Origin of the sequence: Chitinophaga sp. CC14, assembly GCF_048957795.1 — a bacterium.
Classification (GTDB): Bacteria; Bacteroidota; Bacteroidia; order Chitinophagales; family Chitinophagaceae; genus Chitinophaga; species Chitinophaga ginsengisegetis.
On the sequence record NZ_JARBFY010000006.1, the window covers coordinates 728,958 to 754,984 of the forward strand.

The 26,027-nt window shown below is 48.5% G+C and carries 19 protein-coding genes; 13 read left to right on the forward strand and 6 right to left on the reverse strand.

The window, feature by feature from the left end; translation table 11 throughout:
• Positions 1-26: 26 nt before the first annotated feature.
• The 6 genes from PV783_RS33375 to PV783_RS33400 all read left to right on the forward strand — a co-directional run bounded on the left by PV783_RS33375 (position 27) and on the right by PV783_RS33400 (position 10,490).
• Entirely contained in the window at positions 27-1,049 is a 1,023-nt protein-coding gene (locus tag PV783_RS33375) for a FecR family protein (RefSeq protein ID WP_420991053.1), read from the forward strand.
• Between the two features lie 86 nt (positions 1,050-1,135).
• The gene (locus PV783_RS33380; RefSeq protein ID WP_420991054.1) at positions 1,136-4,585 is read left to right on the forward strand and encodes a SusC/RagA family TonB-linked outer membrane protein; all 3,450 of its coding nucleotides are present in this window, start codon (positions 1,136-1,138) and stop codon (positions 4,583-4,585) included.
• A 21-nt stretch (positions 4,586-4,606) separates the two neighbouring features.
• Complete coding sequence (locus PV783_RS33385; protein WP_079472369.1) at positions 4,607-6,316, forward strand: SusD/RagB family nutrient-binding outer membrane lipoprotein; 1,710 nt, start codon at positions 4,607-4,609, stop codon at positions 6,314-6,316.
• Between the two features lie 42 nt (positions 6,317-6,358).
• Positions 6,359-7,711 carry a PhoPQ-activated pathogenicity-related family protein gene (locus PV783_RS33390; RefSeq protein ID WP_420991055.1) on the forward strand — a complete coding sequence of 451 codons (1,353 nt, stop codon included), beginning with the start codon at positions 6,359-6,361 and terminating at the stop codon, positions 7,709-7,711.
• Positions 7,711-9,321 (forward strand): glycerophosphodiester phosphodiesterase family protein, encoded by a 1,611-nt coding sequence (locus tag PV783_RS33395; protein WP_420991056.1) that lies wholly within the window; start codon positions 7,711-7,713, stop codon positions 9,319-9,321. Before PV783_RS33390 ends, PV783_RS33395 begins: the two co-directional genes overlap by 1 nt.
• Before the next feature lie 89 nt (positions 9,322-9,410).
• Positions 9,411-10,490, forward strand: a complete 1,080-nt coding sequence (locus PV783_RS33400) for a hypothetical protein (protein ID WP_420991057.1) — start codon at positions 9,411-9,413, stop codon at positions 10,488-10,490.
• On the opposite strand, the gene PV783_RS33405 is transcribed toward PV783_RS33400, so the two are convergent.
• Together PV783_RS33405 and PV783_RS33410 are read right to left on the reverse strand one after the other, a co-directional pair.
• Complete coding sequence (locus PV783_RS33405; protein WP_336389414.1) at positions 10,487-10,924, reverse strand: hypothetical protein; 438 nt, start codon at positions 10,922-10,924, stop codon at positions 10,487-10,489. The two genes, PV783_RS33400 and PV783_RS33405, sit on opposite strands and share 4 nt — an antisense overlap.
• A gap of 11 nt (positions 10,925-10,935) precedes the next feature.
• Complete coding sequence (locus PV783_RS33410; RefSeq protein WP_079472373.1) at positions 10,936-11,337, reverse strand: winged helix-turn-helix transcriptional regulator; 402 nt, start codon at positions 11,335-11,337, stop codon at positions 10,936-10,938.
• Between the two features lie 81 nt (positions 11,338-11,418).
• On the opposite strand from PV783_RS33410, the gene PV783_RS33415 reads away from it, so the two are divergent.
• Positions 11,419-12,318, forward strand: a complete 900-nt coding sequence (locus PV783_RS33415; RefSeq protein WP_420991058.1) for an NAD(P)H-binding protein — start codon at positions 11,419-11,421, stop codon at positions 12,316-12,318.
• 37 nt (positions 12,319-12,355) lie between these two features.
• Here PV783_RS33415 and PV783_RS33420 read toward each other — a convergent pair whose 3' ends face one another.
• On the reverse strand, positions 12,356-13,174 hold the full coding sequence (locus tag PV783_RS33420; RefSeq protein WP_079472375.1) for an HAD-IIA family hydrolase: 819 nt from the start codon (positions 13,172-13,174) through the stop codon (positions 12,356-12,358).
• Positions 13,175-13,348: 174 nt separating this feature from the next.
• The gene (locus tag PV783_RS33425; RefSeq protein WP_420991059.1) at positions 13,349-14,146 is read right to left on the reverse strand and encodes an alpha/beta fold hydrolase; all 798 of its coding nucleotides are present in this window, start codon (positions 14,144-14,146) and stop codon (positions 13,349-13,351) included.
• A gap of 66 nt (positions 14,147-14,212) precedes the next feature.
• On the opposite strand from PV783_RS33425, the gene PV783_RS33430 reads away from it, so the two are divergent.
• Positions 14,213-14,803: a TetR/AcrR family transcriptional regulator gene (locus tag PV783_RS33430; RefSeq protein ID WP_420991060.1), complete on the forward strand. Its 591-nt coding sequence runs from the start codon at positions 14,213-14,215 to the stop codon at positions 14,801-14,803.
• A 2-nt stretch (positions 14,804-14,805) separates the two neighbouring features.
• On the opposite strand, the gene PV783_RS33435 is transcribed toward PV783_RS33430, so the two are convergent.
• Together PV783_RS33435 and PV783_RS33440 are read right to left on the reverse strand one after the other, a co-directional pair.
• Positions 14,806-15,198, reverse strand: a complete 393-nt coding sequence (locus PV783_RS33435) for a DoxX family protein (protein WP_420991061.1) — start codon at positions 15,196-15,198, stop codon at positions 14,806-14,808.
• A gap of 66 nt (positions 15,199-15,264) precedes the next feature.
• Positions 15,265-16,818 (reverse strand): MFS transporter, encoded by a 1,554-nt coding sequence (locus PV783_RS33440; RefSeq protein WP_420991062.1) that lies wholly within the window; start codon positions 16,816-16,818, stop codon positions 15,265-15,267.
• Positions 16,819-16,999: 181 nt separating this feature from the next.
• Here PV783_RS33440 and PV783_RS33445 point away from each other — a divergent pair, with 181 nt between their 5' ends.
• The 5 genes from PV783_RS33445 to PV783_RS33465 all read left to right on the forward strand — a co-directional run bounded on the left by PV783_RS33445 (position 17,000) and on the right by PV783_RS33465 (position 25,983).
• Complete coding sequence (locus PV783_RS33445; protein ID WP_420991063.1) at positions 17,000-19,450, forward strand: ABC transporter permease; 2,451 nt, start codon at positions 17,000-17,002, stop codon at positions 19,448-19,450.
• A 137-nt stretch (positions 19,451-19,587) separates the two neighbouring features.
• Positions 19,588-20,586 carry a lipid A-modifier LpxR family protein gene (locus tag PV783_RS33450; protein ID WP_420991064.1) on the forward strand — a complete coding sequence of 333 codons (999 nt, stop codon included), beginning with the start codon at positions 19,588-19,590 and terminating at the stop codon, positions 20,584-20,586.
• A 78-nt stretch (positions 20,587-20,664) separates the two neighbouring features.
• Positions 20,665-21,570 carry a helix-turn-helix domain-containing protein gene (locus PV783_RS33455; RefSeq protein WP_420991065.1) on the forward strand — a complete coding sequence of 302 codons (906 nt, stop codon included), beginning with the start codon at positions 20,665-20,667 and terminating at the stop codon, positions 21,568-21,570.
• 225 nt (positions 21,571-21,795) lie between these two features.
• Complete coding sequence (locus PV783_RS33460; RefSeq protein ID WP_420991066.1) at positions 21,796-22,824, forward strand: efflux RND transporter periplasmic adaptor subunit; 1,029 nt, start codon at positions 21,796-21,798, stop codon at positions 22,822-22,824.
• Between the two features lie 39 nt (positions 22,825-22,863).
• Positions 22,864-25,983 (forward strand): efflux RND transporter permease subunit, encoded by a 3,120-nt coding sequence (locus tag PV783_RS33465; protein WP_420991067.1) that lies wholly within the window; start codon positions 22,864-22,866, stop codon positions 25,981-25,983.
• Positions 25,984-26,027 lie beyond the last annotated feature (44 nt).

Below are 26,027 nucleotides of genomic sequence, written 5' to 3' on the forward strand. Positions count from 1 at the left end.
TTACTGTTTTCAAACGAATACTTACTATGAAGCATTCAGCAACACTTATTGAAAAGTTTCTCCGGGATGAATGCAATGAAGCAGAGAAGCAATGGGTAAAAGAATACATTGCGCAACATCCGGAGGCTTTACAACCTTACTTAACGGAAGAAAGCTGGCATGCTTTCCAGCCCGGCCAGCAATTACCGGAAGCCATTTCCGGTAAAATGATGACGGTGATTGAAGGTCGTACTTTTCAGAAGAAACAAATAAACAGGCGTTGGTATGCAGCGGCAGCAGCTGTTGTATTGATTATTTCCGGCGGACTGCTATGGACCTTATTACGTCCGTTGCCCGTGAATAAAACAATGGCCGTAAAACCTGTACAAACAAATGTTGCCCCGGCAGCAGCGTTACGTACGGTGATGAACCACACCCGCAAAACAATGCCGCTGCAACTGAGCGATGGCAGCATTGTTGAACTGTCGCCGCAAAGTGAAGTGAAATACCAGGAGCCCTTTACCGGCAGCCGCAGGGATGTTTATTTAAAAGGACAAGCCCTCTTCCGCGTAACCGGTAATAAAGAGCAGCCATTCACCGTATATGCAGGACAGCTTGGCACCACCGCATTAGGCACCGTGTTTAAAATAACTGCGTGGAACGGGAAAGCGATTACACAGGTACAGCTGATCAGCGGCAAGGTGGTAGTAAAACAGGAGCATGCACAGGCACCCGATGTTTACCTGCTTCCCGGCCAGGCACTGCGCTACGACCGGCAAAAAATGCTGGTAACTGTGAATGCGGTCATCAGCAATAAAAAAGATAAAGCACCTGTACGCATAAACGAAATTATCACGTTCAACAATGAACCGCTGGCGGGCGTTTTCAAACAGATGTCTGAGAAATACCACGTCAGCATACAATATACAGAAAGCAGCCTCACAGGCATGAATTTCACCGGAACATTCGACAGTAGCAAAGAAACATTAAAAGAATTCCTGACGACTATTGGTACGTTAAATAATCTTACTATTAATCAGAAAGATGATGTTATCTACATAGTACAATAATCCCGGAAAACAATTCCCATACTTACAACACAGGCAGCCTCCATGAGGTTGCACGGACTTCCTTTTGCCTAAAAAACGAACATATTATGTATGTAAAAATCAAACAATCACGCCCCACCACCATTATCTGGCTACTGCTGTTGCTCTGGCAACTGATGGCCGGAAACGCAGTGGCGCAGAATGCACGTCCTGCCGCTATTGGTATGATAAAAAATGAAAGCAATGAAAGCCTGCCCGGTGTAATGGTGAAAATGGAAGACGCAGATAATAAGGTATTAGCGAGCACCGTCACCAACGAAAAAGGCATCTTTACCTTTGCCAAACTCCCTGCGGGTGGTCCGTATCATTTCGTACTATCACAAATGGGTTACACCACCGATACGTTGCGCGGGTATATGATCAACGACTCCAGCAAATTATCGCTATCGGTTGTGCTGAAAAAAAAAGTAGAAGAGTTAAGCCAGGTACTGGTTACAGCACTGGGCATTAAAAGAGAAAAGAAAGCGCTGGGCTATTCTGTGGAAGAACTGGGCGGCAAGGAATTTAGCCGGGTAGCACAGGAAAACGTGCTCAACTCCATGTCCGGAAAAGTGGCAGGCGTTACTATTAACTCCACCGGCACCACCGGATCGTCTGTAAGTATGATCATACGTGGCGCTACTTCCCTCAGCAGCGATAACCAGCCGCTGTTCGTAGTAGATGGCGTACCTGTAGCCAACACCGTGAACAACATCAGCCAGATCGGCAAAGATAATATGGTGGACTATGGCAATGCCATTTCCGATATCAACCCCGATAATATTGAAAGCGTGACTATCCTGAAAGGCCCCAGCGCCGCAGCATTATACGGTTCGCGCGCTGCCAACGGCGTAGTACTCATCACCACCAAAACAGGCAGAAAAGTAAATAAGGTAACTGTTGATGCGTATGTAAACTCCGTATTCGACATTCCCTACAAATACCTGAACTGGCAAACGAAGTTTGGCTCAGGTCAACTTGCAGGCATTCCATTTTCACGCAGCGGCAACCTGCTCACCAATCCTTTCGGCACTATCATACAGGAAAATGTAGACGGCACCTTTGGCGCCGAACTGGATATGGGTTATGAAGAAGTGCAGTGGAACAGCCCCCTCGATGCAAACGGCAAAAAGATCCCCATGCCGCTGGTATCGCATAAAGATAATGTGAAGAATTTCGTCAACACCGGCATCACTACTATTGCCGGCGCTTCTGTAGCCAACAACAATGATAAGATCTCCTATCGTGTTTCCTATGCGAATATGTCCAACAAAGGAATCATCCCGAACACCGATCTCTATAAAAATACATTGAGCCTGAACTCGGGTCTGCAGGTGAACTCAAAGCTCAGCTTAAGCACCAACATCGATTTCAGCCGCAATAACTCCAACAACCGCGCTGCCGGCGATCGTGGCGCTAACCCGCTGCAGGCTGTATACAGCATCTCCCCGCATATTGATGTGCGCGACCTGGCAGATTACTGGATGCCAGGCCAGGAAGGGCTACAGCAACGCACCCAGTATAACGGCGTATTCAATAATCCTTACTTCCTCGCGTATGAAGTAAAGAACGGGTTTGTGAGGGACCGGCTGTTTGGTAATATCCGGGCCGACTGGAAAATACTGCCATCCCTTACTTTCATGGCGCGGTATGCACTGGATACTTATGGCGAAAAAAGAGAAACCAAAATCTCCAACAGCTACCTGAATAATCCCGGTGGCGCTTATGGTATCATCAACATCGATAACTACGAGCGCAACATGGACGTGTTGCTTACCTATAAAAAAGCCATTCATCATTTCGACATGTCCGTTTCTGCCGGTGGCAATATGCGCTACCAGACAGGCAGCAACGTTACCACGTCCACTAAAGACGGTACTGGTCTTAATACGCCCGGTGTGTATACGATTCAGAATATTTCTCCCGCAAACCTCAACTTCTACAGCAGCACCTTTGAAAAAGGCGTGAACAGTATTTATGGTATGCTCAACGTGGGATATAAAGGGATGGCCTATCTCGATGTGACGGGCCGTACCGACTGGTCCAGCACCCTCCCCGACGCGGCTTCTTACTTTTATCCGTCGGCCTCACTGAGTGTACTCCTGAATGAAATGGCGCACATCACCTCTTCCAACATCAATATGATCAAGTTAAGAGGCGGCGCTGCACAGGTAGGTAACGATGCTTCGCCATACCAGCTGGTAGCTACCTTAGGCAGCGTGGGCGCCTGGGGAAATATACCGCGGCTCACCACTTTCGGCACCTTGCTGAATCCTTTCCTGAAGCCGGAAATCGCCACTTCGTATGAAGGCGGTGTTGATATCAACCTGTTTCAGAACCGCCTGCATTTTTCAGGCACTTACTATATTGTTGAAAACAAGAACCAGATCTTCAGTCCTAAAACACCTCCTTCTTCGGGCTATTCTTCCCGCAGCATCAACGCAGGTTTACTCAGGAGCAGGGGCATTGAATTAACGCTTGGCGGCACACCCGTGCAAACAAGAAACTGGAGATGGGATGTGAACTTTAACTTCACCCGCAACAGAACCCGTATCATTTCCCTGCCGGATGATATGCCTTATTATACCCTTTGGGAAGAAGGAAAAGGCGGCGCCTGGACTTATGTGGGAGAAGATATCGGCGACATCTACGATGCACAGCTGGTAACCGTTACAGACAAATCCTCTCCTTACTATGGCTACCCCATATTGGATAACACCGGTAAATGGCAAAGTATAGATGCTATCAATACAAAAAATAAGATTGGCAATTTTAACCCTGATTTCATCATGGGTTTCCAGACATCCATCTCTTATAAAAACTTTACACTGAACATGACCTTCGACTGGAGGAATGGCGGTGATTTTGTATCACAAACTTATCGTTATGGAGAAGAACACGGCAACTCGCAGCTGTTCCTCGATAAACTCACGGACCCCGGTACTATGAAAGGCCAGGAACTGCGCGACTATCTCGTAAGCCACCAGGATCAGCTGGTAATCCCTACCGGCAACAACTTCCCGCTGGTAGGTGGTCCTACGCCTGAATACAACAGCTTTCCTTTTACTTATGGCCCTTATGTGCTGCCTTATGGCGGCGTATTTATTCCGGGTGTAAGGGCAAAAGGATATGATAGCAACGGTAACCCTACCGGCTATCTCGAAAATCTTGGTAACGATGGCACCCTCACGCTTCCTTATGCAGGTAGTACCGCCTGGTCGTTTACCAGGGCGTTCTTATTCCCTGCGTCGTACCTGAAGCTGAGAGAAGTGTCGCTTACTTATGAGCTGCCGCAGCGACTGATCAGCACCGCCAGGTTGCAACGCGCCAGCTTCTCCGTATACAGCAGGAATATTATCCTGTGGACAGCCGCCAAGATTGGCATAGATCCGGAAAATGCCTATCAGCCTTCTACCGCTGTACAGGGCTCTGGTATGCAGTTTAAGCAGGGTATTGAAAGATACAATGTTACTCCCTGGGCTATCCCGGTGGGCGCAAAACTGAACGTCACCTTTTAAGTGTTCCTTTAACTCTGATATATGAAAACAGTGCGTAAATCTATTATACTCAGTATCGGGCTCCTTTGTTTATCTGTTGCGTCCTGTAAAAAGGACCTGATCAACATGAACGAAAATCCCAACGGCGGCAATCCTGCTACCGTCAATCCCAACCTGGTGTTATCTACTGTGCTCACCACCACAGGGTACCAGCTGGTATTCCTGGGTTACCAGGATATGGCCGGGGTGATGCAGCACACGCAAAAAGATGGCTGGACCACCACTCACAACGAATACGACTGGTCTGGTTCCAACAGCTGGACCGGCTATTACGATGTACTGAGAAACAACCAGCTGGTATATAAACGTGGAGTAGACCTGAACAGTGAACTGCACCAGGGCGTTGCGCTGGTGATGAAGTCGCTGCTCTTTGGCCTGATCACGGATCTCTGGGGCGATGCGCCTTACACCTATGCCCTGCAGGGTGAAAATGGTACGCCCGAAACCACGCTGCCGGTATTTGATCCGCAGCAAACTATTTACGCCGGCATCCTCGCTGATCTTGAAAAAGCAAACACCCTGCTTTCAAAGCCTAAAAGCGCTTATGCTAACCCGATTGACGCCGTGGATGTGTATTACCAGGGCGACCCCGTGAAATGGCGTAAAATGGCTAATTCCCTCGCATTACGGTATTATATGCGCCTGTCTGAGAAGCTGCCGGCCATCGCAAAAGCCGGTATTGAAAAAATAGTAGCCGATCCTGCACAATATCCGCTTATCCTCAATATCGATGGCTCGGAAGATGCCACCATGTCGTTCCCCGGCAACAGCAATGCGGATTCCTGGCCCATGAATGTGGCCTACGATACCGACAGCAGCAACTACCGCCGGTTAAAAATGTGCAGCACATTTGTAAATGCGCTGCAATCAAGACATGATCCCAGGCTGGGCGTATGGGCCAGTAAAGTACAGTGTTTTTTATTGGTAGATGATACCAAACCAGCCGGCACCGGCAACGTGTATAAAGCCACAGACACCGTGATAGCAGGAGAACCGCGGAAGGTAAGATACATCTCGCCCGATGTGCTGGCCTCCAAAGGACTTACCATCAATGATATTAACCAGGATGAAAATTACGTGGGACTTCCCCCGGCTATTTCCGGTCCGGCGGTATATAACCTCAGTCCCGATGCCAGCCAGGCATCAAGGAACCCGCATGTTTCGTGGCTCAACGATATCTATAAACAACCAAAAGGACCGTTGTTGAAGTCGAGGATCATTTCCGCATCGGAAGTACATTTTATTCTTTCGGAAGCGGCAGCGGTAAAAGGATGGGCCGCCGGTGATGCGGAAGCGCATTACAACGCAGGCGTGCAGGCATCGCTGAATGTATGGGGAGTGGCCGGCAGCAGCGCTGCTTATCTTGCACAGCCTGCCGTGAAATTCAATCATACACAGGAACAGATCATCCTGCAAAAATGGATCGCCAGCTGGACTGCCGCTACCGAAGCATGGGCCGATTATAAAAGAACAGGCTACCCGGTATTGCAGGCCGGTCCCTATGCGAAAGCGCCCGTAGTACCGGTGCGTTTGTACTATATGCTGGAAGAACGTAACCTGAACAAAGCCAATATGGAAGCGGCTGCAGGCCGACTGGAAGTAACCACCTACTCGTCTTTTGGCGCCAATGGCAGCAAAAACAGTCCGTGGTCGAAACCCTGGATTATTCAGGGCACCGGAAAACCCTGGTAATTTCTTATATTTCATCAACCCTTAAAACAATGCTACCTGGATATGAAGCAACTCTTTTTACATGCTGCCACCGCGTTTGTTCTCCTGTTAAGCCAGGCGAATACCTTTGCACAGCAAACCGTAACACCTGCCAATGCGCTGAAAACCTACCTGAACAACGGAGATACTTCGTTCAAATGGGAACTGAAAGATTCTTTCAACGTTACTAACGGCAAAGGCTATAACGTACTCCTTACTTCGCAACAGTGGCGCGAATACACCTGGAAACACCAGCTCACCATTTTTGTGCCCGACGAAATTAAATACGACGGCGCATTGCTGTTTATTACCGGCGGTTCCCTGAAAGAAGGATTGCCTAACTGGAACGGACCTACGGATGAACTGTACCAGCAAATGGGAAAAATAGCCGCAGTAAATCATGCTGTAACAGCCGTATTACGCCAAACACCCAACCAGCCGCTCTTTGGTAAGCTAACGGAAGATGCGCTGATCTCCTATACCCTTCACCAGTTTAAGAAAGATGGTGATTACAACTGGCCACTGCTGTTTCCAATGGTAAAGAGTGCCGTACGGGCAATGGATGTGATCCAGGAATTTGCGAACAAACAACTGAACCGCAAAGTGAATGGCTTTGTGGTATCCGGCGCTTCCAAACGCGGCTGGACTACCTGGCTCACCGGCGCCAACGATAGCCGTGTGGTGGCCATTGCACCAATGGTGATCGATGTGCTCAATATGCCTGTAAGCCTGGATTACCAGATCAAAACCTGGAAAGAATATAGTGTGCAGATAGAAGATTACGTGAAACTGGGCATCCCACAAACGGCTCATACCACCGAGGGCATGGCTATCAACACCATGATTGATCCTTACTCCTACAGAAGCAGCCTGTCTATACCCAAAATGATATTCATGGGCACCAACGATGAATACTGGGTAGTGGATAATATCAAGAATTACATCGACAGCATTCCCGGTAAAAACCTGATCAACTACGTACCCAATGCCGGTCATAACCTCGGCGATAAAGTACAGGCTTTCCAGGGACTCAGCGCTTTCTTCGGGATGACACTGAGCAAGCAGTCGTACCCCGATTGCAGCTGGACTACCCGCACGCACAGCGGAAAAGTACGGCTTACTGCCAAAGCCACCTCCGACCGTTTACTGGATGTAGTCCTGTGGTCGGCCAACTCTTCGGACCTGGATTTCCGCAATGATAAATGGGAATCCAAAAGCCTGGGACTGGCGCATCAGTCGAAAGTAAAAGTGACCACCACCCTGCCGCCTAACGGCTACCGCGCCTTTTACGTTGACCTGAAATACCAGAACGCCACCGGCGGTACCTACACCGTTAGTACACGTGTATTCGTTACCGATACTAAAGCCATCCTTTGATGAAGTCAACGCTATTACTGGCGGCTACCTGCTGCCTCGCCATTACTACTTTCGCCCAAACGCTGCCGGCTACACGAAATAAATTTGTAGTGGTAGCGCATCGTGGCAACCACGTAAGCGTACCTGAAAACACTGTGGCGGCTATAGAAGAAACCATCCGCTGCGGCGCCGACTACGCCGAGCTGGACCTCCGCACCACTAAAGACGGGCAGCTGATCCTCATGCACAATGCCACCGTAGATAAAATGACGAATGGTACCGGCAATGTAACAGACCTCACGCTGGCGGACATCAAAAAACTACAGGTACGCAGTACCGATGGAAAAGTATACCGCGTGCCCACCTTCGCAGAAGCATTGCAGGCATGCAAAGGTAAACTGAACATCTACCTCGATTTCAAAGCCGCCGATGTACCGGAAACCTGGAAACAACTACAGGCCGCCGGCATGGAAAAACAGGTAGTAGTATATCTCAATGAAAAAGACCAATACAAAGCCTGGAAGAAAACAGCCCCGGAAGCGCCGCTGATGACCAGTCTGCCAGACGAAGTAAAAACGCCGGAGCAGCTGGAATTCTTCCTGAAAAATATTCGTATAGCCGTACTCGATAATATTACCGACCCGGCAATGCTGGCCATTGCGCGTAAATATAACACCGCGGTGTGGCTGGATGTACAGTCGCCCGATGAGGGGCCGGACAGCTGGAAGGCCGCGATGAGCAAAGGCATCCAGGGCGTACAAACGGACCATCCGGAAGCGCTGATCAGTTATCTCAACACACAACATCTCCGGGATGGCATAGCGGCTGGCAACACCATCACCGAAGCGACGCCTACCTACCGCACCTTACGCAACGTGTCCTATGGCGACGCCGGGGAGGATAACACGCTGGACGCCTACATGCCGGACAACCACAAAGCCGGCACTAAAATCATTGTATACCTGCATGGCGGCGGCTGGACCGGCGGCGACAAAAAAGAACTGCCCAAAGAACTCATCGACGAACTGGTTGGACGATTGCATTATGGCGTAGTATCCATGAACTACCGCCTTATCCGCGATGGTAAAGACCGCTACCCTGCCCAACTTGAAGATGTACGTAAGGCATTGGAGTTTATATCTTCCAAGGCTAAAAAACTACAATTCGATGGCAGCCAGTTTGCCCTCATGGGTGGCAGCGCCGGCGGCTACCTCGCTTTGCAATACGCTTATGCAATGGATAGTTTGCGCCAGGTAAAAACCGTGGTGGACCTCTGGGGCCCTACCGATTTCACCGACAAAAAAGTAAGGCAGGAAAATAAAGACGCCGATGAAAAGGTAGTCCGCTTACTGGGTGAACCCGACCCCGCTGCTAAAATTGCTGCTGATGCCAGCCCTTATTACCGGCTTACAAAAGAAAGCGGCGTACCTACTATTTTATTTCATGGCGGTGAAGATCCGCTGGTACATGTAAGTCAGGCGGTGAAGCTGCACGACAAACTCATTGCACTGGGCATCCCTACACAACTGGAACTATACCCGCAGGAGAAACATGGTGTTGGCGGCACTGCTGCGATAGATGTATTCTCCAAGCTGGTCACCTGGCTGAAGCAGTATTATCCTGCAGAATAAAAAAATCAGTGGTAATCTTTTCCCATAAAAGACTACCACTGATTTTTTTTGAAAGAACGCTACCTTTGATTTCTTATTCTACAGAAATCATGGCTGCACCTTTCCTCAACATATCACTACCTATTCACCTGCAACTACCACTGGAAGAAAACCCGGCGGGCATCACCACTTTAACAAACGGCGGATATCTCCTCAATTTCAGTGCGCGCCCGGAAGTGATGCTGCTGGATGCCTCGCTGCGCGAAGTATGGCGTAAAGACCTCCAGGCGCAAACCACGCATTATGTTACCTGCGAAACAGCAGTTTCCCTGGATGGTAGGCTAATAGCGCTTTCCGGTGAAACGGCTGTAAGGATAACAGATAATAACGGTCAGTTGCTGTGGCAATACGAACATGCACCCTGGTATCATTTCCTGGGGTCCGGTTGCTTCTTTTCTGCGGATACACGATATATGTGGTTTGTATCACCCGGCGATCAGGATACTTTGCAAATGCTCCGCCTCTCTGATTTTACGATCATAAATAGCCTCCCGCTGGAAGCCAGCCAGGAACGCAGCTATGTTTTTCATGCTACACCGGATAAAGATAAGTTCCTCATCGAAACGCCTGCCGGTCAGGACGACATCACCTTGTATCTTGTTCAATTCAGCGATGATAAAATGATGATGGAAGAATTGACGCAGTGCAACGACAGCGTGGCCGGCAATTTTTCGCCCGATGGAAAAGCCTTTGTTACAGGACCACATTACGAGGAAGCCATACAATTGTTTTCCTTTCCCGGCATGGAAAAAACGGCGGAGCTATCGCAGGAAGCGCTGTTCAATATCAACGACCGCTACAAAGCTGCGGAAGATCCCGACAATGTAAATTACACGGTGCTGTTTATTAACAACGATACTTTAGTGGCCTTTACCCGCTTTGGAAGATTGCTGCTGATCGACCGGCACACCTTCACCTGTTTTGGCGAGCTGTTGCCGGAAGGCTGCGATATCAGGGCGTATGATGCGGACGGAAGGCCCACCACCAACCCGGCAGCTATTGTTGATTACGGCGGGGATATTGTAACCCTGCTGTTAAATAAACGGGGGCAGCTGGTCGTTACGCATAGCGCCGGCGAGATCAGGGTATATGAACTACCGGAAATAAAAGCAGCGGACACTGCTCTTTAAAAGAAAATATCTACATAGTCCACTACATTATTTCCTTCGCAGTTATCCATTTCCTGCAGGCGCCAGTATTTACGCGCACCTTTGGCCAGGAAATGATAAGTACCTGTTTTGTCGCATACCTTTCCGCCGTTCAGTGATTTATCCATCGTTTGGATGGTGCCTTCAAAAGTCAGTTCGCGGGGAGACACTACTTTTAATACGCCGTCGATGGTAACGAAGCCGCCATTCTGTGTGTCGCGTTGTTCCCCTTTCACGGTGTAGTTACCGTCCTTGTTTTTCTTTATCTGTACTTTACCGGGATTATCCCAGCCTATCCACTGGAGCGTAAAGTTATGGGTACCTTCCCGCAGTTGGTTTGTGGGGGGTGTTTGTTGCGCATAAGCGCCATATCCTGTGAGGAGCATGCTGCACAATAACAAACGGATTTTCTTCATGATGATATCATTTAATTAATGCCGGGGAAGTTCTTCAGATTCCTGGCGAATACCTTTGAATTTTCTTTACTGTCTGATACGGCCCATACAGCCATTGCATATAAAACAGGTTTTAAGTTAGCGCCTGTTTTTGTTAAGCTGTAGGTAACATGTGGCGGCACTACGGGTTTGGCTATACGTACTACCAGGTTATCTGCCTCCAGCTGTTTCAGGTGCTGGATCAGCATTTTTTCGGTGATAGCGGGAATGGCTTTTCTCAGGTCGCTGTAGCGTTTACTGCCCGACAGCAACTGGAACAGGATAATGGGTTTCCAGTATCCGCCAATCTTCTCCATCACATAAGTAACGGGGCATTCATTAAATGCCGCCTGTTTGTTTGCCTGTATTACAGAGGTTTCTTTTACTTTGGTCATGATACATACTATAGGGTAAGTACTTGTACAAAAGTAAGTACAAATTTACTTTTGTGCAAGCATTACATAAACAAACAAATCATGAACATTACACTTACAGGATCATTAGGAAATATCAGTCTGCCGCTGGCGCAGCAGTTAATCAGTAAAGGGCATACCGTTACAGTGGTGAGTCACAGCCCCGAGCGGGCAAGCGCCATAACAGCCATACAAGCTATTCCGGCAATCGGATCTGTAGACGATCCCGGCTTTCTGCGCGAAGCCTTTAAAGGCGCCGATGCCGTATATACCATGATACCGCCTGGTTTCCAGGCTACTGATATCAGGCAGTATATGCGGTCGGTGGGCGACGGCTATGCCAACGCTATCGCTGACAACGGCGTAAAGTATGTGGTAAATCTCAGCAGTGTGGGCGCGCATTTGCCCGATGGTCCCGGGCCTGCCGGCGCTAATCACTATGTAGAGGCGAGGTTGAACGAACTAACGGATACGCATGTACTCCATCTTCGTCCCGGTATGTTTTACACCAATTTCTTTGGCAGCATCCCCATGATAAAACAGCAGCATATCATCGGCAATAATTTTGATGCCGGTGTAAACATGGTGCTTACGCATCCCCGCGATATTGCGGCTATTGCCGCAGAAGCGCTGGATACCTTATCATTCACGGGCAAGCATATACGTTATATAGGCCATGAAATAACCGGCGGCGAAGTAGCCGCTGTACTGGGCAAAGCGATTGGCCAGCCGGACCTTGCCTGGATTGGTTTCTCTGACAACGACCTGCTATATGGTATGATGCAGAACGGACTAACAGAGCAAATGGCCCAAGTATACGTAATAGAAATAGGAGTGGCATTAAGAGAAGGCAACCTGCTCGATAGTTACCGGGAACACAGGAGCAGTGCCGCTGGCAGCATTCATTCCTTCCATCATTTTGCGGAAGAGTTTGCGGCTGTTTACCTGCAAGGTGTTGAATAAAAAAACAGGGGCGCATTTATTGCGCCCCGTAATTATTTTAGTACTCCGCTTCCGCGAGTGCCGGTTCTCCTATTACTTTCATAAACAACTCTTCATCCAGCAAATCCTTTACTGATTTGATAATAAAATCAGGCGAATAGCCAAAATGTGCGAGGTCGCTTTCATGTGTTACACCTGATAAGGTGAGCACTGTGGTAAAGCCCATAGAGCCTGCACCGAGGATATCCGTTCCCATTGTATCGCCTATCATCACGGTTTCGTCAGTTGTGAGTTGCAGTGCTTTGCGTGCCATGCGCATCATTACCGGGCTGGGTTTCCCTACGCTAAAGGCTTTGATGCCGCTGGCAAATTCCAGCATGGCTACCAGCGCGCCGCAACCTGCCCTGTATTTACCATCGCCCATCGGGCAGTTAGGATCAAGATTAGTGGCTATCAATTTCGCGCCTTTCATGATCATGTTGATCGCTTTATCAACGGATTCCAGCATGATAGTTCTTCCTTCTCCTATAATCACATAATCCGGCTGGTCATCTACAATAGAATAGCCGGCATTGTAAAGCTCTGTCAGCAAACCGCCTTCTCCGATTACATAGGCGGTACCATTTTCTTTTTTGGACGCCAGGTATCTTGCGGTAGCCATTGCACAGGTAAAAATATCTGTATCGTTTACCTTAAAGCCCATCTTATTCAGCTTATAACATACATCCCTGCTGGTTCTTTGGCTATTGTTGGTGAGGAACAGGAAAGGAAGGCCTTTGTCTCTCAGACCATTAATAAATTCTACAGCACCGGGAATAGGTTCGCTGCCTTTGTAGATTACGCCATCCATGTCGATTAAAAATCCCTTTTTTTTCATAGCAATCAGATGTTTGTTAATGAACTGGTTTGTGATTCAATAAAATTCATGGAATGAATAAAGGCAGGAAGCGGTATAGTCGCAGTGAAGCATCCGTAGAATTGGATATTCTTCCCCCTAAAGATAATAAAATAAATTAAAAACTTTTTTCTTTTTGTGAGAAGAACAACGGATCTATTTAATTCCCTGTAAAAATAATTCCAGGTGGTGATTAAAAATCTCCGGCTGTTCCATATTGGGCATATGCGAAGCGTCCTTTATTACAACGAGTTGTGCATGTTTGATGTGTTCCTGCATTCCTTTTGCTACGGCCACGGGGGTAAAGCCGTCTTCTTCTCCCACAACAACCAATACCGGGCAATGAATATCAGGCAACATCAAAGTATGATCCCTTCGCTCTGCCCTGCCCCGTTGTACCAAAGAAGCGCCCAACGGGTTGGTGGCCACCATCATATGCCGCAAATCAGCTACTACGGCCGGTTTCTCTGCCATCGTAGTTTTGCCGAGAAACTGATACAGGTGTTGATCAGTATAAAAGGACATCCCCTTCTCCACTAAATCCTTTGATAACTGCAACCGCGCCTGGTAACTTTGTGCACTCTCCCCTTTTGCATCGGTATCTGCCAGCACCAGGGCGTTGCACAAATGCGGCGCTAACCGGTACAATTCAAAAACCACCTGCCCGCCCATCGACAGCCCCACAAATGTGGCCTTCGTTATTTTCAGGGCCTCCAGCAAATGAATAATATCCAGCGCCAGTTCATCCAGTAATGTAATCCCGGCAGGAATTTCACTTTCGCCATATCCCCTCAAATCGGGCACTATCAACCGGTAGCCGCTTTTAAAGGCTGCCACCTGCGGGTCCCACATACTGCGGTTAAATGGCTGCCCGTGGATAAATACAATCGTTTCCCCTCTACCATAATCATCGTATACTACATTGATTCCCCTTATCTTCATATGCTGTTTCATAATTAATGAGACTTTAGTCTCACGAAAGTAATACCTTTATATCTAAAATCAAACTTTAAAAACCGCATGGCGAAATTATCATTGGACGGGGGCAGGATTGCGCAGAAATTAAAAACACGGGAAACGCTGATAGCAGTGGCCAACACACTCCTGTTACAGGGAAAGGACATCAGCGTGGAACTGGTAGCCAAAGAAGCCGGTATCTCCAAAGCCACGGCCTACCGCTATTTTACAGGCACAGAAGTATTAAGAAGAGAAGCTTCCCTGCAGCTCAAAGCCAAAACAAGCGACGACTTATTTGCCGACATCCCCGAAAAAGACCTGAAAGCGCGGGTCAATAAACTGATCGATTATCATTTTGAACTCTTTACAAAAAATGAAACGGAATTCAGGCTGTTCCTCAGTTCTGTAATCTCGGAATCCATTCATCCTAAAAGTGGTTACTCTAGGGCCGGCCGGCGTATTGTGCTGATAGAAGAAGCGCTGAAGCCATTGCGGAAAACAACAGATCCCGCAACCTTTAAGCACATGGTAAATGCGTTGAGTATTTTTTTCGGGATAGAATCTATTACGGTGTTGAAGGATTTGTGTAAGCTGGATAATGAAGCGATATTGGAAACCTGGCGCTGGTCGGTGCACCGGATTGTATTTGGGTGAGATTAAATATGCCGCTTCTCCGCGGCAATCACCAGCAAAGCTACAATAAGTATAAAACTATACTCACACCCGCCGGTACCATGCTCCCCTACAAACCATCCCAGGGAGGCGTGAATCAATACAATGCCCACCAGCAACAAAATTATAAACCCCGCTGCGAGCAATCGCGTATACATTCCCAGCAGCAGCAACAGGCCGCCCGCAATTTCATAGGCAGTGATGGCCCATACCCATGCCATGCCAAAAGGCAGTCCTTTGCTTTCCATAAACGCCGCAAACTGGGGAATGGTACCATTACAGATCCTCACTACTGCATGCGCGAGGAATATAACGGCCACAGCTATACGTAATATCAGTAAAGATTGCTTCAGGGTCAGGAAAGGGAATTTTTGCATCAGGAGTAGTTATTATACAAATATAGAAAAGCCGCGTCCGGAAACAATACCTGTAAACCGGTATTTCTATTGCCCTGCGGGAGGCGCTGCAGCCGGCCGTTTACGGATAAAAAGAAAACCCATCAGGCCGCCCATAAAGCCTAATCCTGCGGACAACCGCATAATATTTCCATAAGCCGCAATAAACCCATCTTTATATACTTTGCGGATGGCATCCTGATGCGCGCTGTCGATACCCGCAGGCACAGAGGCATTGCCCAGGTTCACGGTTTGCGCGATCACCGCTTCCTGCTGCGAGCTATTCAGCGGCAGCTTACTAACTTCCCGCTGCACTGCTCCCGAAAAAAACAATACTGCCAGCGCACCAAAAATAGCATTGGCAAAAACACCGGCAATACGTGTAATGGCATTGTTTACACCGGAGGCTGTGCCGGATAAATGATCACTCACCGAACCCATTACGGCAGCAGTTAACGGCGCCACGGTGATAGACATGCCCAATCCCAAAGCTACCAGGCCGGGGAAAAAGGTAGTCCAGTAATCAGCTGCGCCCTGCGTTTGTTTTACAAAAGATAGCAACAGTAAACCACCACCGGCAACACACGGACCCACCACCAGGAATAAACGGGGACCGTATTTATCAGCAAGACTCCCGGCAAAACGCGCAATAGTGATCATTAATACCGTAAAGGGTAAAAAGGTAAGTCCGGACTGAAGCTGGGTGTAGCCCTGTACCTGCACCATGTCCAGCGAAAGGAACAACATTCCTGCACCAAGACCTGCATATAGAAAGAACGTCAGCAGGTTGGTACCGGTGAAGGTTAAATTCTTAAACAGGTGCACCGGCAACATGGGGTGGCGACTTTTATTTTCCACCACTATAAAAACAATCAGCAATATTACACCGCCGGCAATGGTACCGTATACTTCCGGATTACGGAAGCCCAGCAACGGCATCCGCAGAAACCCAAAAGTGAGCAGGGCCAGTCCTGCGGCAGTAAGCACCGCGCCTGGATAATCCAGCCGCTGATCCCCTTCCGTTTCCCTGCTCTCCCTTACTTTCAACGCCAGGAATACCAGGGCGGCCACACCAATCGGCACGTTGATGAAAAAGATATATCGCCACAGCCCGGCATCGGCAAGTGCGCCGCCGAGTATGGGGCCACCCATTGTCACCAGCGTGGTGATGGCCGACCAGGTGCCGATAGCCTTCCCTCTTTCATTTTCATTGATGGAAGAGGTTATTAAAGAAAGACTTCCGGGAATCATCAGCGCGCCGCCGATACCCTGTATCATGCGGAAAATGATGAGCAATGTGGCAGTGCCGGCAAACCCACAGGCGGCAGAACCCAGGATGAATACGAAAATACCGGCCATAAAAATTTTCTTCCGGCCCAGCCTGTCGCCCAATGTACCGCCTATCAATATGAGCGAAGCCAGCATGAGCAGATAGGCGTTTAATACCCAGAACAGGTCTGCCGCAGAGGCGTTCAGGTTATGTTGCAGTGCAGGCAACACCACGTTCAATGCGGTACCATCTATAAAAGCCATAGCAGAGGCGAGAATGGTGGTTACCATTACCCATCTGCCTTCGGAACTGCGGAGTGCTACGGTTGTCATGATAATCATTAACGTTCAACTGCTTAAAATGTTCCCTTCATTACCTGTTCATTTCCGGACACACCGGTTGCACAAGCGGACATTTAACATGATAATAAGAAATCATAACGTTATCAATATCAGTGCTTCTTATTATTGGCATATTTTTCATTCTTTAGCTGTCAATCCCACACTTCCTGTTATGCTCAAAAGTTATATAAAAATAGCCTGGAGAAATTTGCTCCGCAACAAAGTGTATGCTGCCATCAATGTGATTGGCCTCGCGCTTGGCATCAGTGCCTGCCTCGTGATTTTTCTCAGTGTTCATTTTGAACTGAGTTATGATAATTTTCATCCCGGCAGAGAAAACATTTACCGGGTTGTATCGCAGCTCAATTCTCCGGACCGCGGCATCAGTAAAATGTCCCGTGTACCGGATTCGGCCCCGGAGGCTTTATCCAACAAATTTGCAGGGGTTCAGACGCTGGCGGCTATCCATCCTATCCGTCCCAAAGTAGCTGTTTCCGGCAGCAACGGCGTGGTGAAGAAATTTGAAAGCGGCAGTAAACCTGATGTGGTGATTGCTTCCCCCGAATACTTCAGCATATTTCAGTATACCTGGCTGGCCGGTAAGCCCGGCACTGCTTTACAGGAGCCCTTCAAAGTAGTACTAACTGCCAGCAAAGCGGTTAAATACTTCGGCGATCTGCCCGCAGAAAAGTACCTCGGGAAAATCGTTTACTATAACGACTCTATCCCGTTAACAGTAGCTGGTATTGTGAAAGACCTTCCACAAAACAGTGATTTCCTCTTCAACGATTTTATCTCCTTTGCCTCGGTAAAAAACAGTCCGTTCGAAAATGATTTCGGGTTCGGCCAATGGGGTATGTTCGGCGGCACACAGGCATATGTAAAACTAAACCCGGGTGCTGATACAGTATTGCTGAACAGGCAGCTGGCCGCCTTCGCCAACGAACGGGTATTAGGGCAAGCCGGTGTAAGCAAAGCCTTCCGCCTGCAACCATTGGCAGATATCCATTTTAACGGCGACTATACGGATGAATTCGGACATAAAGCACATCTCCCTACCATGTACGGCCTCATGGCCATTGCGTTATTTATACTGATCATTGCGGCCATCAACTTTATAAATCTCTCCACGGCCCAATCAGTGGAGCGCTCCAAAGAAATAGGGATCAGGAAAGTACTGGGCAGCAACAAACGGAGCCTGGTGGTATATTTCCTTACGGAAACATTCCTTCTTACAACATCAGCGGTGTTGTTGTCGCTTTTAGCGGTAAAGCCTTTACTGGAGCTTTTCAGTTCGTTTATGCCCGACGGTGTGTCGCTGCATTTATTCAGCTGGCCTACCCTCCTTTTCCTGTTGCTCCTCACGCTGTTTACCACGTTGCTGTCCGGCTTATACCCGGCAAAAATATTGTCTTCATTTAAACCGGTACAAAGTCTCAAAGGCAGCACCGGTGTGAAAGGGAACCAACGGGGATATCTTCGTATAGGCCTGGTCGTTTTCCAGTTTACCATCTCCCTGGTATTTATTATAGGCTCGCTGGTGATCAATAACCAGATCAGGTATATGCTGAACAAAGATCTTGGATTTACGAAAGATGCGATCATCACCTTTGATACCAACCGCGCATACGCCAAAACTCTTCCCGCTGTGTTGGCGGAGAAGATCCGGTTGCTGCCGCAGGTGGAGATGGTGAGCCTAAGCCAGGGGCCACCGTCCGACAATGGCCACTGGGGCACAGATCTTAAATACACAGACAAAACCGAACTGCGCGCAAACTGCCACCTCGAATTCGGCGATGAAAATTATCTGCCTTTGTACCAGCTGAAACTGGTAGCCGGCAGGAACCTGCGCACTTCCGATACCATCAGCGAAGTGCTGATCAATGAAACCTGCGCCAAAGCGTTAGGATTTAAAAACCCGGCAGATGCGGTCGGTAAATTTGTAGAGTCGGGCATGAGCGACCGGCCGTCGCGGAAAATCATACCCGTTGTTGGTGTGCTGGCCGATTTTCATACCGTTGCGCTCCGCGATCAGATCAAGCCTGTTTTCATCGCTTCTTCCCAGGATATCTGCCGGTTTGTAAATGTAAAGCTGTCGCTGGCCGGTTTTACCGGCGAACAACTGCAACGTACCATTGCCGGCATCCAGAAAGCATATGCGTCGGTATACCCCGGCGAAAAATTCGACTACCACTTTTATGACGATACCATCCGCAAATTTTACGAACGGGAACGACAAATGGAACAGCTGATGAACACCGGCATGACCATCGCCATCGTTATTTCCTGTCTTGGTTTATTTGGCCTCGCCGCCTTTACTGCCCGCCAGCGTACCAAAGAAATCGGTATCCGCAAAGTGCTGGGCGCCAGCGTGGGTAATATTGCAGCCCTGCTGAGCAAAGACTTTCTCCGGTACGTTTTCATTGCGGCCGTGCTGGCCTCTCCCATTGCCTGGTATGCCATGCACAAGTGGCTGCAGGGCTTTGCCTACAGCGCGCCTATTTCCTGGTGGATCTTTGTACTGGCCGGCATCATTGCCATGTTCATTGCACTGGTAACGGTCAGCTTCCAGTCGGTAAAAGCAGCTCTCGCTAATCCTGTGAAAAGTTTAAAAGCAGAATAGTCATATTATCTTTACATGATCATTTCAGATAAAAAAGCCGGTTGACAGATAACCGGCTTTTTTACCAATTATTCCGATAGATCGACCATCTTTATTTATCTTCATTGTCCGATCTTTGCAAAGATGTCAAGCGCCAGATGAAAAAGACGATCTTATCAGTATTAATTTACTGCGGCATAATAGGCACACCCTGGAATGATCTGAGAGCACAGGCTTCCACTGAAAATACGCGGTTGTTCCGCTTTTACGAAGACAACGACTTCATTAACCTGAATGGTAATGGAACGGACCAGGCATATACCAATGGTACCCGGTTCGATTTGTTTTATACCAGGCAGCACCCTCCGCATTCCTTTCCGGACCGCTGGATGCCAAAAGCAGGTAAAGAAAGCATCAATACCTATGGCTGGGGATTTATGCAGGTAATGTTTACCCCCCAGGACCTCCGGAAAGTGGTGCCTGTAGCGGGCGACTTTGCCTATGCCGGCGGATTGTTTATCACCCATACCCTTCACTCTTCCAACCCCGTTCGTAAATACAACCTCCAAACGGAATGGTTTGCAGGTGTAATGGGGCCGTGGGCGCTGGCAAAAGAAACACAAACCCTTGCCCACCGCATTCTCGGCTATACAAGACCCCGGGGATGGCGTAACCAGATCGGGAACAAATTACTCCTCAATCTCAATCTCACTGCAGAAAAACAGGTAGCAGCGTATAAAAAAATAGCAGAAGTAACAGCAGGCGGTCAGTTATACGCCGGCACCATGCTGAATGGTTTCGCCGTGTATTCCCTGATCAGGATTGGTAAAATGCTTCCTTACTATAACGGCTATATTTCCCAATACGCCACCACAAAGCGCTGGCAGCTTTACGCCACCATCCGGCCCAGCGCGGAGCTGATGTTCACCAACGCACTCGTGAAAGGCGTAGCTCCCCCCGAAGATCCGCAACAACCGCCCAAGCCAGGCAACCACCCAACATTTGCCAACAATAAACTGTTAACTGGTATAGACTGCGGACTGGTGGCCGTATACGGAAAGGTTGGTTTTTCTCTCACCCAGAGAACCATGTCGCCGGTGATCAACGGATTATCACACCACGAAGTCGGCAATATTTCTTTCTATCTTGCATGGTAAACGGGCAACCGACTTTTTGACCAATATTGCCGACTTATTAACCTTTGAAGGCAACTCAGATCAATGAAACTTTGCAATATGAAACAGGGACGGGGCGAGATATACAAACACGCGGAATTTATGCGTGAAAACGGGCTGCCGGAAATACCGTACAACTTTGGTATCTCTATCTTTAATGATATGAGCCTGGCTGATTTTGACAATATCAGAACAAACTTCAGGTCCGATTTCACTACCATACTACTGGTAAAAAAAGGAAAAATCATCGGTTCCTTAAACCGCGAGGAGTATACCATGGGTGCCAACAGCCTGTTGCTGGCGTCGCCCAGCAGCACAAAAAAAATGATCTCCGTGGATAAAACAGCCGTGGTTTCTGTGGTGAGTTTCACACTGGATTTCCTGGTGGCCATTGGAATGCCTCCTGCTAAAATGGAGCTGTATGATTATTTCACTACCCGGTACTCCCCGCACTGGCAGCTTAATAAAGAAGATGCGAATACGATAGCGGAACACCTGAACCAACTGGCTATCCGCTCCGATAACCTGATGCAGAAATTACCTTTTGCAAAAGAGTTGCTGCATCATACTTTCTTCCTGCTGCTCTATGAACTGGCATCGCTGAGTACAAAATACCAGCAACAAAAAACATCCAATATTTCAAGAAAGGAAAGCCTGGTGATCAGCTTCACCAACCTGGTACAGCTGCAGTTCAGGCACCAGCGTAACCTGCAGCAATATGCAGAACAGTTATTTGTAACGCCTAAATACCTGACAGAAACCGTTAAAGAAATGACAGGCAAAAATGCAGGAGAAGTGATCGACGATTTCGTGATGCTGGAAGCCAAACTCCTGCTCGACGATCCTAAACTCAGCATTTCACAGGTAGCAGAGCTGCTGCATTTCAGCGACCAGTCTTTCTTTGGTAAATTCTTCAAACGACATACAGGCTACTCTCCTAAAGAGTTCCGCGCTGTTCATCAATAAAGATTATTGTTACGACTAACAGTGTAACAGTTGTAGGTTTAAGGTACAGGCCGGGATACTCTTACCCGGCCTCTTTTTTTTCGTATGCCCGTTACCGTATACAGGTAAAAAACAAACCGACTTTCAGACCAGCTTACCCGATTTATCAACCTTTTCCCACGCAATCATCTCCCCTAATTTTGTGCGCACAATACTTGTATTTCATCATAGTAATAAAATCTGTTTATGTCAACGACGTTTAAACCAGTTTCCTTTTTTATCATGGCGGCAGCACTTACCGCCTGTGGCAGCAATGAAATAAAACAACCGCAGCAATCTCCGGTGAAAGTGAACGTGTTTAAGGTTCAGAAAAGTGATATCGCCCGGGAGCTGGTTTACTCCGGCACCATAGAACCTGATAATACCGCGGAGATAGGATTTGCAGTACCCGGCGTGGTAAATAATATTGCTGTGGAAGAAGGACAGCTGGTGAAACAGGGACAGTTGCTGGCATCGCTCGACGCCACCGAATACAGCAATTCACTTGCCATTGCCAACGCATCACTCGACCAGGCAGAAGACCTGTATGGCCGTTTGAATGCACTCTATGAAAAAGGTAGCTTGCCCGCGAAAGATTATATCGACATAAAAACAAAACTGGCGCAAGCCAAAGCCAATAAACTGATCAGCGCCAAACATATCGCCGACAGCCGCCTTTATGCGCCCATCACCGGCATCATTACCGCCCGGAAAATTGAAAGAGGCAGTGCAGCCGCTCCCGGCGTTCCGGCGTTTACCATCATCAAAACAGATATGGTGTACGCAAAAGTAACCGTGCCTGAAAGTGAAGTAGGCGCATTAAAACAAGGCGCCGGTGCAATGGTATTTATTCCCACGCTGAACGACAGCACCGCCGGGAAGATCACTATCATCAACCCCCAGGCAGATGCCACCTCACGTACTTACAGCGTCAAAATAAAACTGAATAATCAACACGGACAGCTCCTTCCCGGCATGCTGGCCACCATTAAAATGAATACCGGCAGCACCGTGAACGCACTTACCATCCCGGCCACCGCAGTAGTAAGGGATGCAGACGATATCACCTACGTGTTTATCACCAACGCGCAAAATAAAGCCGTACGTAAACGTATCACTGTAGGCGTACTCACCGGCAAAAATGAAGTAGTGGTAACTACCGGATTAAATGGCGGCGAACAGGTAGTTACCGCAGGACATTCCAACCTGAAAGACGGTACCGCCATCAGCCTGTAGCATTAAACAATTTTTACTTAGTCCGACAATCCTGGAAGAATGAAAAAAAGAAAGATCAGCTTCATTGAAGCTGCCATGCGATATAAACAGGTGACCATCGTGGTAACGGCATTGCTGCTCCTGCTGGGCACCTACTCACTGCTCAATATGCCGCGGTCCGAGAACCCGAAGATAGATATGCCCGTAGCAATGGTATACGCATTTTACCCCGGCGCAGATGAAGTACAAATGGAAAAACAGGTAACCAATAAAATAGAACAATACCTGTTTTCCTTTGAAGAAGTAAATAAAGCGAAAACCAAATCGCAAACAAAAGACGGCCAGGTTTTCATCACCGTGGAATTACACACCAGTATCAAAGACCGGAAAAAATTCTGGAGCACCCTGCAACACGGTCTCAATACCGTAGCCAGGCAATCGCTTCCCTCCGGTGTAATTGGTCCTGTAGTGAACAGTAATTTTGGAGATGTAACCGCACAAATCATTACGGTATCCTCTAATCAACGCAGTTATGCCGAGATAGAAAAGTACCTGGATAAAATAGAAGACGGGCTCAAAATCATTCCGGAAGTGTCCAAAATAAACAGGTCCGGCGGCCAGAAGCAACAACTATATGTTACCATCGATGATCAGAAGATGCAGCAGTATGGTTTTGACCTGTCAACTATTATCCGCACCCTGCAAATGCAGAACGTAACCGGCTATTCAGGAGAAATGACCATCAGCTCCAATACCTTCCCGGTGTTCACCAACAGCCAGTATAAAACCGAAGCAGACATTGCATCGCAGATTATTTATACCACGCCGCAGGGTACAGTAGTGCGATTGAAAGACGTAGCGAAAATTGAACGCCGCTTTGAAGAGCCATCTTCGTTTATCCGTATAGGTGACGACAAGGTAATGATGCTCGCCATTGAAATGCAGCCCGGCAACAACATCGTACAGTTCGGGCATATTGTACAGGATAAGCTGAAAGAGATCCAACAGGATTTTCCGGAAGATGTAAAAATAACCACCATCGTAAACCAGCCGGAAGTAGTGGATGAAAGCATCCGTCACTTTATGAAGGAGTTTGGTTTAGCCATCGCTTCCGTAATCATTGTGGTGATGCTGCTGTTACCTGTGCGCGTGGCAGCTGTATCCTCCCTCGCCGCACCGATCTCTATTCTCATCACGTTTGGCCTGATCAATATCATGGGCATAGAACTGCACCAGGTAACCCTCGCCGCGCTGATTATTGTATTGGGAATGGTGGTGGATAATGCGATTGTAGTGGTAGACAATTATATTGAAAAGCTGGATGAAGACATCACGCCGTGGACCGCTGCCTGGCAGGCGGCCAAACAGTTGTCGCTCCCCATTTTCACCGCAACGCTGGCAATCATCTTTGCCTTCGCGCCACTGGCCTTGTTCATGAACGGCATCTCCAAAGATTTCATCGCCGCTCTCCCGGTAACCATAGCAGTAGCATTGATCACCTCAATGGCGGTGGCTTTGCTGTTAACACCATACACCTGTTATGTATTTATCAAGAAAGGGCTGAAGCATAAAGTAAGTACCACCAAACAAAGAAAAAGCCTGCTGGATCGTTTACAGAACACCTTTAACAAAGGCATTGAGCTGGCTTTCCGTTTCCCGAAAACAACTGTGGGCATTGCCGCAGGCGCCGTCGTACTGGCACTGGTACTGGCAGGAAAAGTGAAACAGGAGTTCTTCCCGCTGAGCGAAAGCAAACAGTTTAACGCCGAAATATGGATGGCCAACGGCACTTCCCTCGAAGAAACAGAACGGGTGGTGAAGCTCGTGGAACAGGAACTGCAAAAGGACAAGCGCGTAACCAGCATCGCCAGCTTTGTTGGCACCAGCTCTCCCCGGTTCAACGTTACCTATGCACCGGAGATGCCCCGCCGGAACTTCGCACAGGTATTTATTACCACTTCCGGCAACGATGCTACCAACGACCTCGTAAAGGAATACCTGCCAAAGTTTGAAGGCTTTGTACCCAACGGCTATATCCGCCTGCGGCAACTGAGCATGCAGGAAGGTTCTCCGCTGGCCATACGCATCATCGGCGAAGATCTCCATGATCAGAAGCGCGTTGCTGCACAGGTAACAGAGATCCTCCGGCATACGCACGGCGCCAACTGGGTACGCTCCGATTATGAAGACGATTACCTCGGCGTAAGCCTCAAAATAAAAGAAGATGCGGCCGCCAGGCTGGGTGTTTCCAACCAGCTGATCACACAAACCATCGGCGCCGGCCTGAAAGGCTTTGCCGTGTCCCAGATCTGGGAGGGCGACAAACCCATAGACATCTTCCTCCGGCTGGATGCCAATAACAGGAAAGAGTTCAGTGACCTCAGCAATCTTCATCTCATCAGCATGTATGGCAGCAAGGTGCCGTTGAAAGAAGTAGCGGAACTCACGCCTTCGTGGCATACGGGTGTAATAGCCCACAGGAACGGTATCCGTACCCTCACGGTATTGTCTGAAGCACAAATGGGCGTAATGGCCTCCGAAATACTGAAGAAAGCGCAACCTGAAATTGAGAAGCTGCAGCTGCCACCGGGCATCAGTATACAATACGGCGGTGATGCGGAATCGTCCGGCGAAAATGCGCCGGGCATGGGTTTAGCATTGGGCACCAGCCTGATCCTGATCCTGCTTACGTTGCTGTTCCAGTTTAAAACCTTCGGGAAAACGCTCATCATCCTGGCCACTTTCCCGCTCAGCTTACTGGGCGCCTTCCTCGGCCTGTATGTAACCGGTAATCCCATGGGCATGACCGCCTTCATGGGTATCATCAGCCTGATAGGCATCGTGGTGCGTAATGGTATCATCCTCGTAGACTATGCCGATGAACTGATACGGGACCACGGCTATACGATAAAAGCCGCTGCACTTGGTGCCGCCAAACGGCGTATGCGTCCCATCTTCCTCACATCGGCGGCAGCGGCCATTGGCGTGTTGCCCATGATCATCGGGAAATCACCGTTGTGGGCGCCGCTGGGCAGCGTACTGGCGTCGGGGTTAATTGTATCGATGATACTCACCCTGTTTGTGATTCCCGTGCTTTACTACCTTTTTGTAAGACCCGCACCGGAAGCTGCGGAAGCGCCTGATGCGACCGTGGAAATCATGTATAAACCGGCGCATTAATTTATCCATACTGCCGGTGGCAGGAATATTTATAAAACAACAGC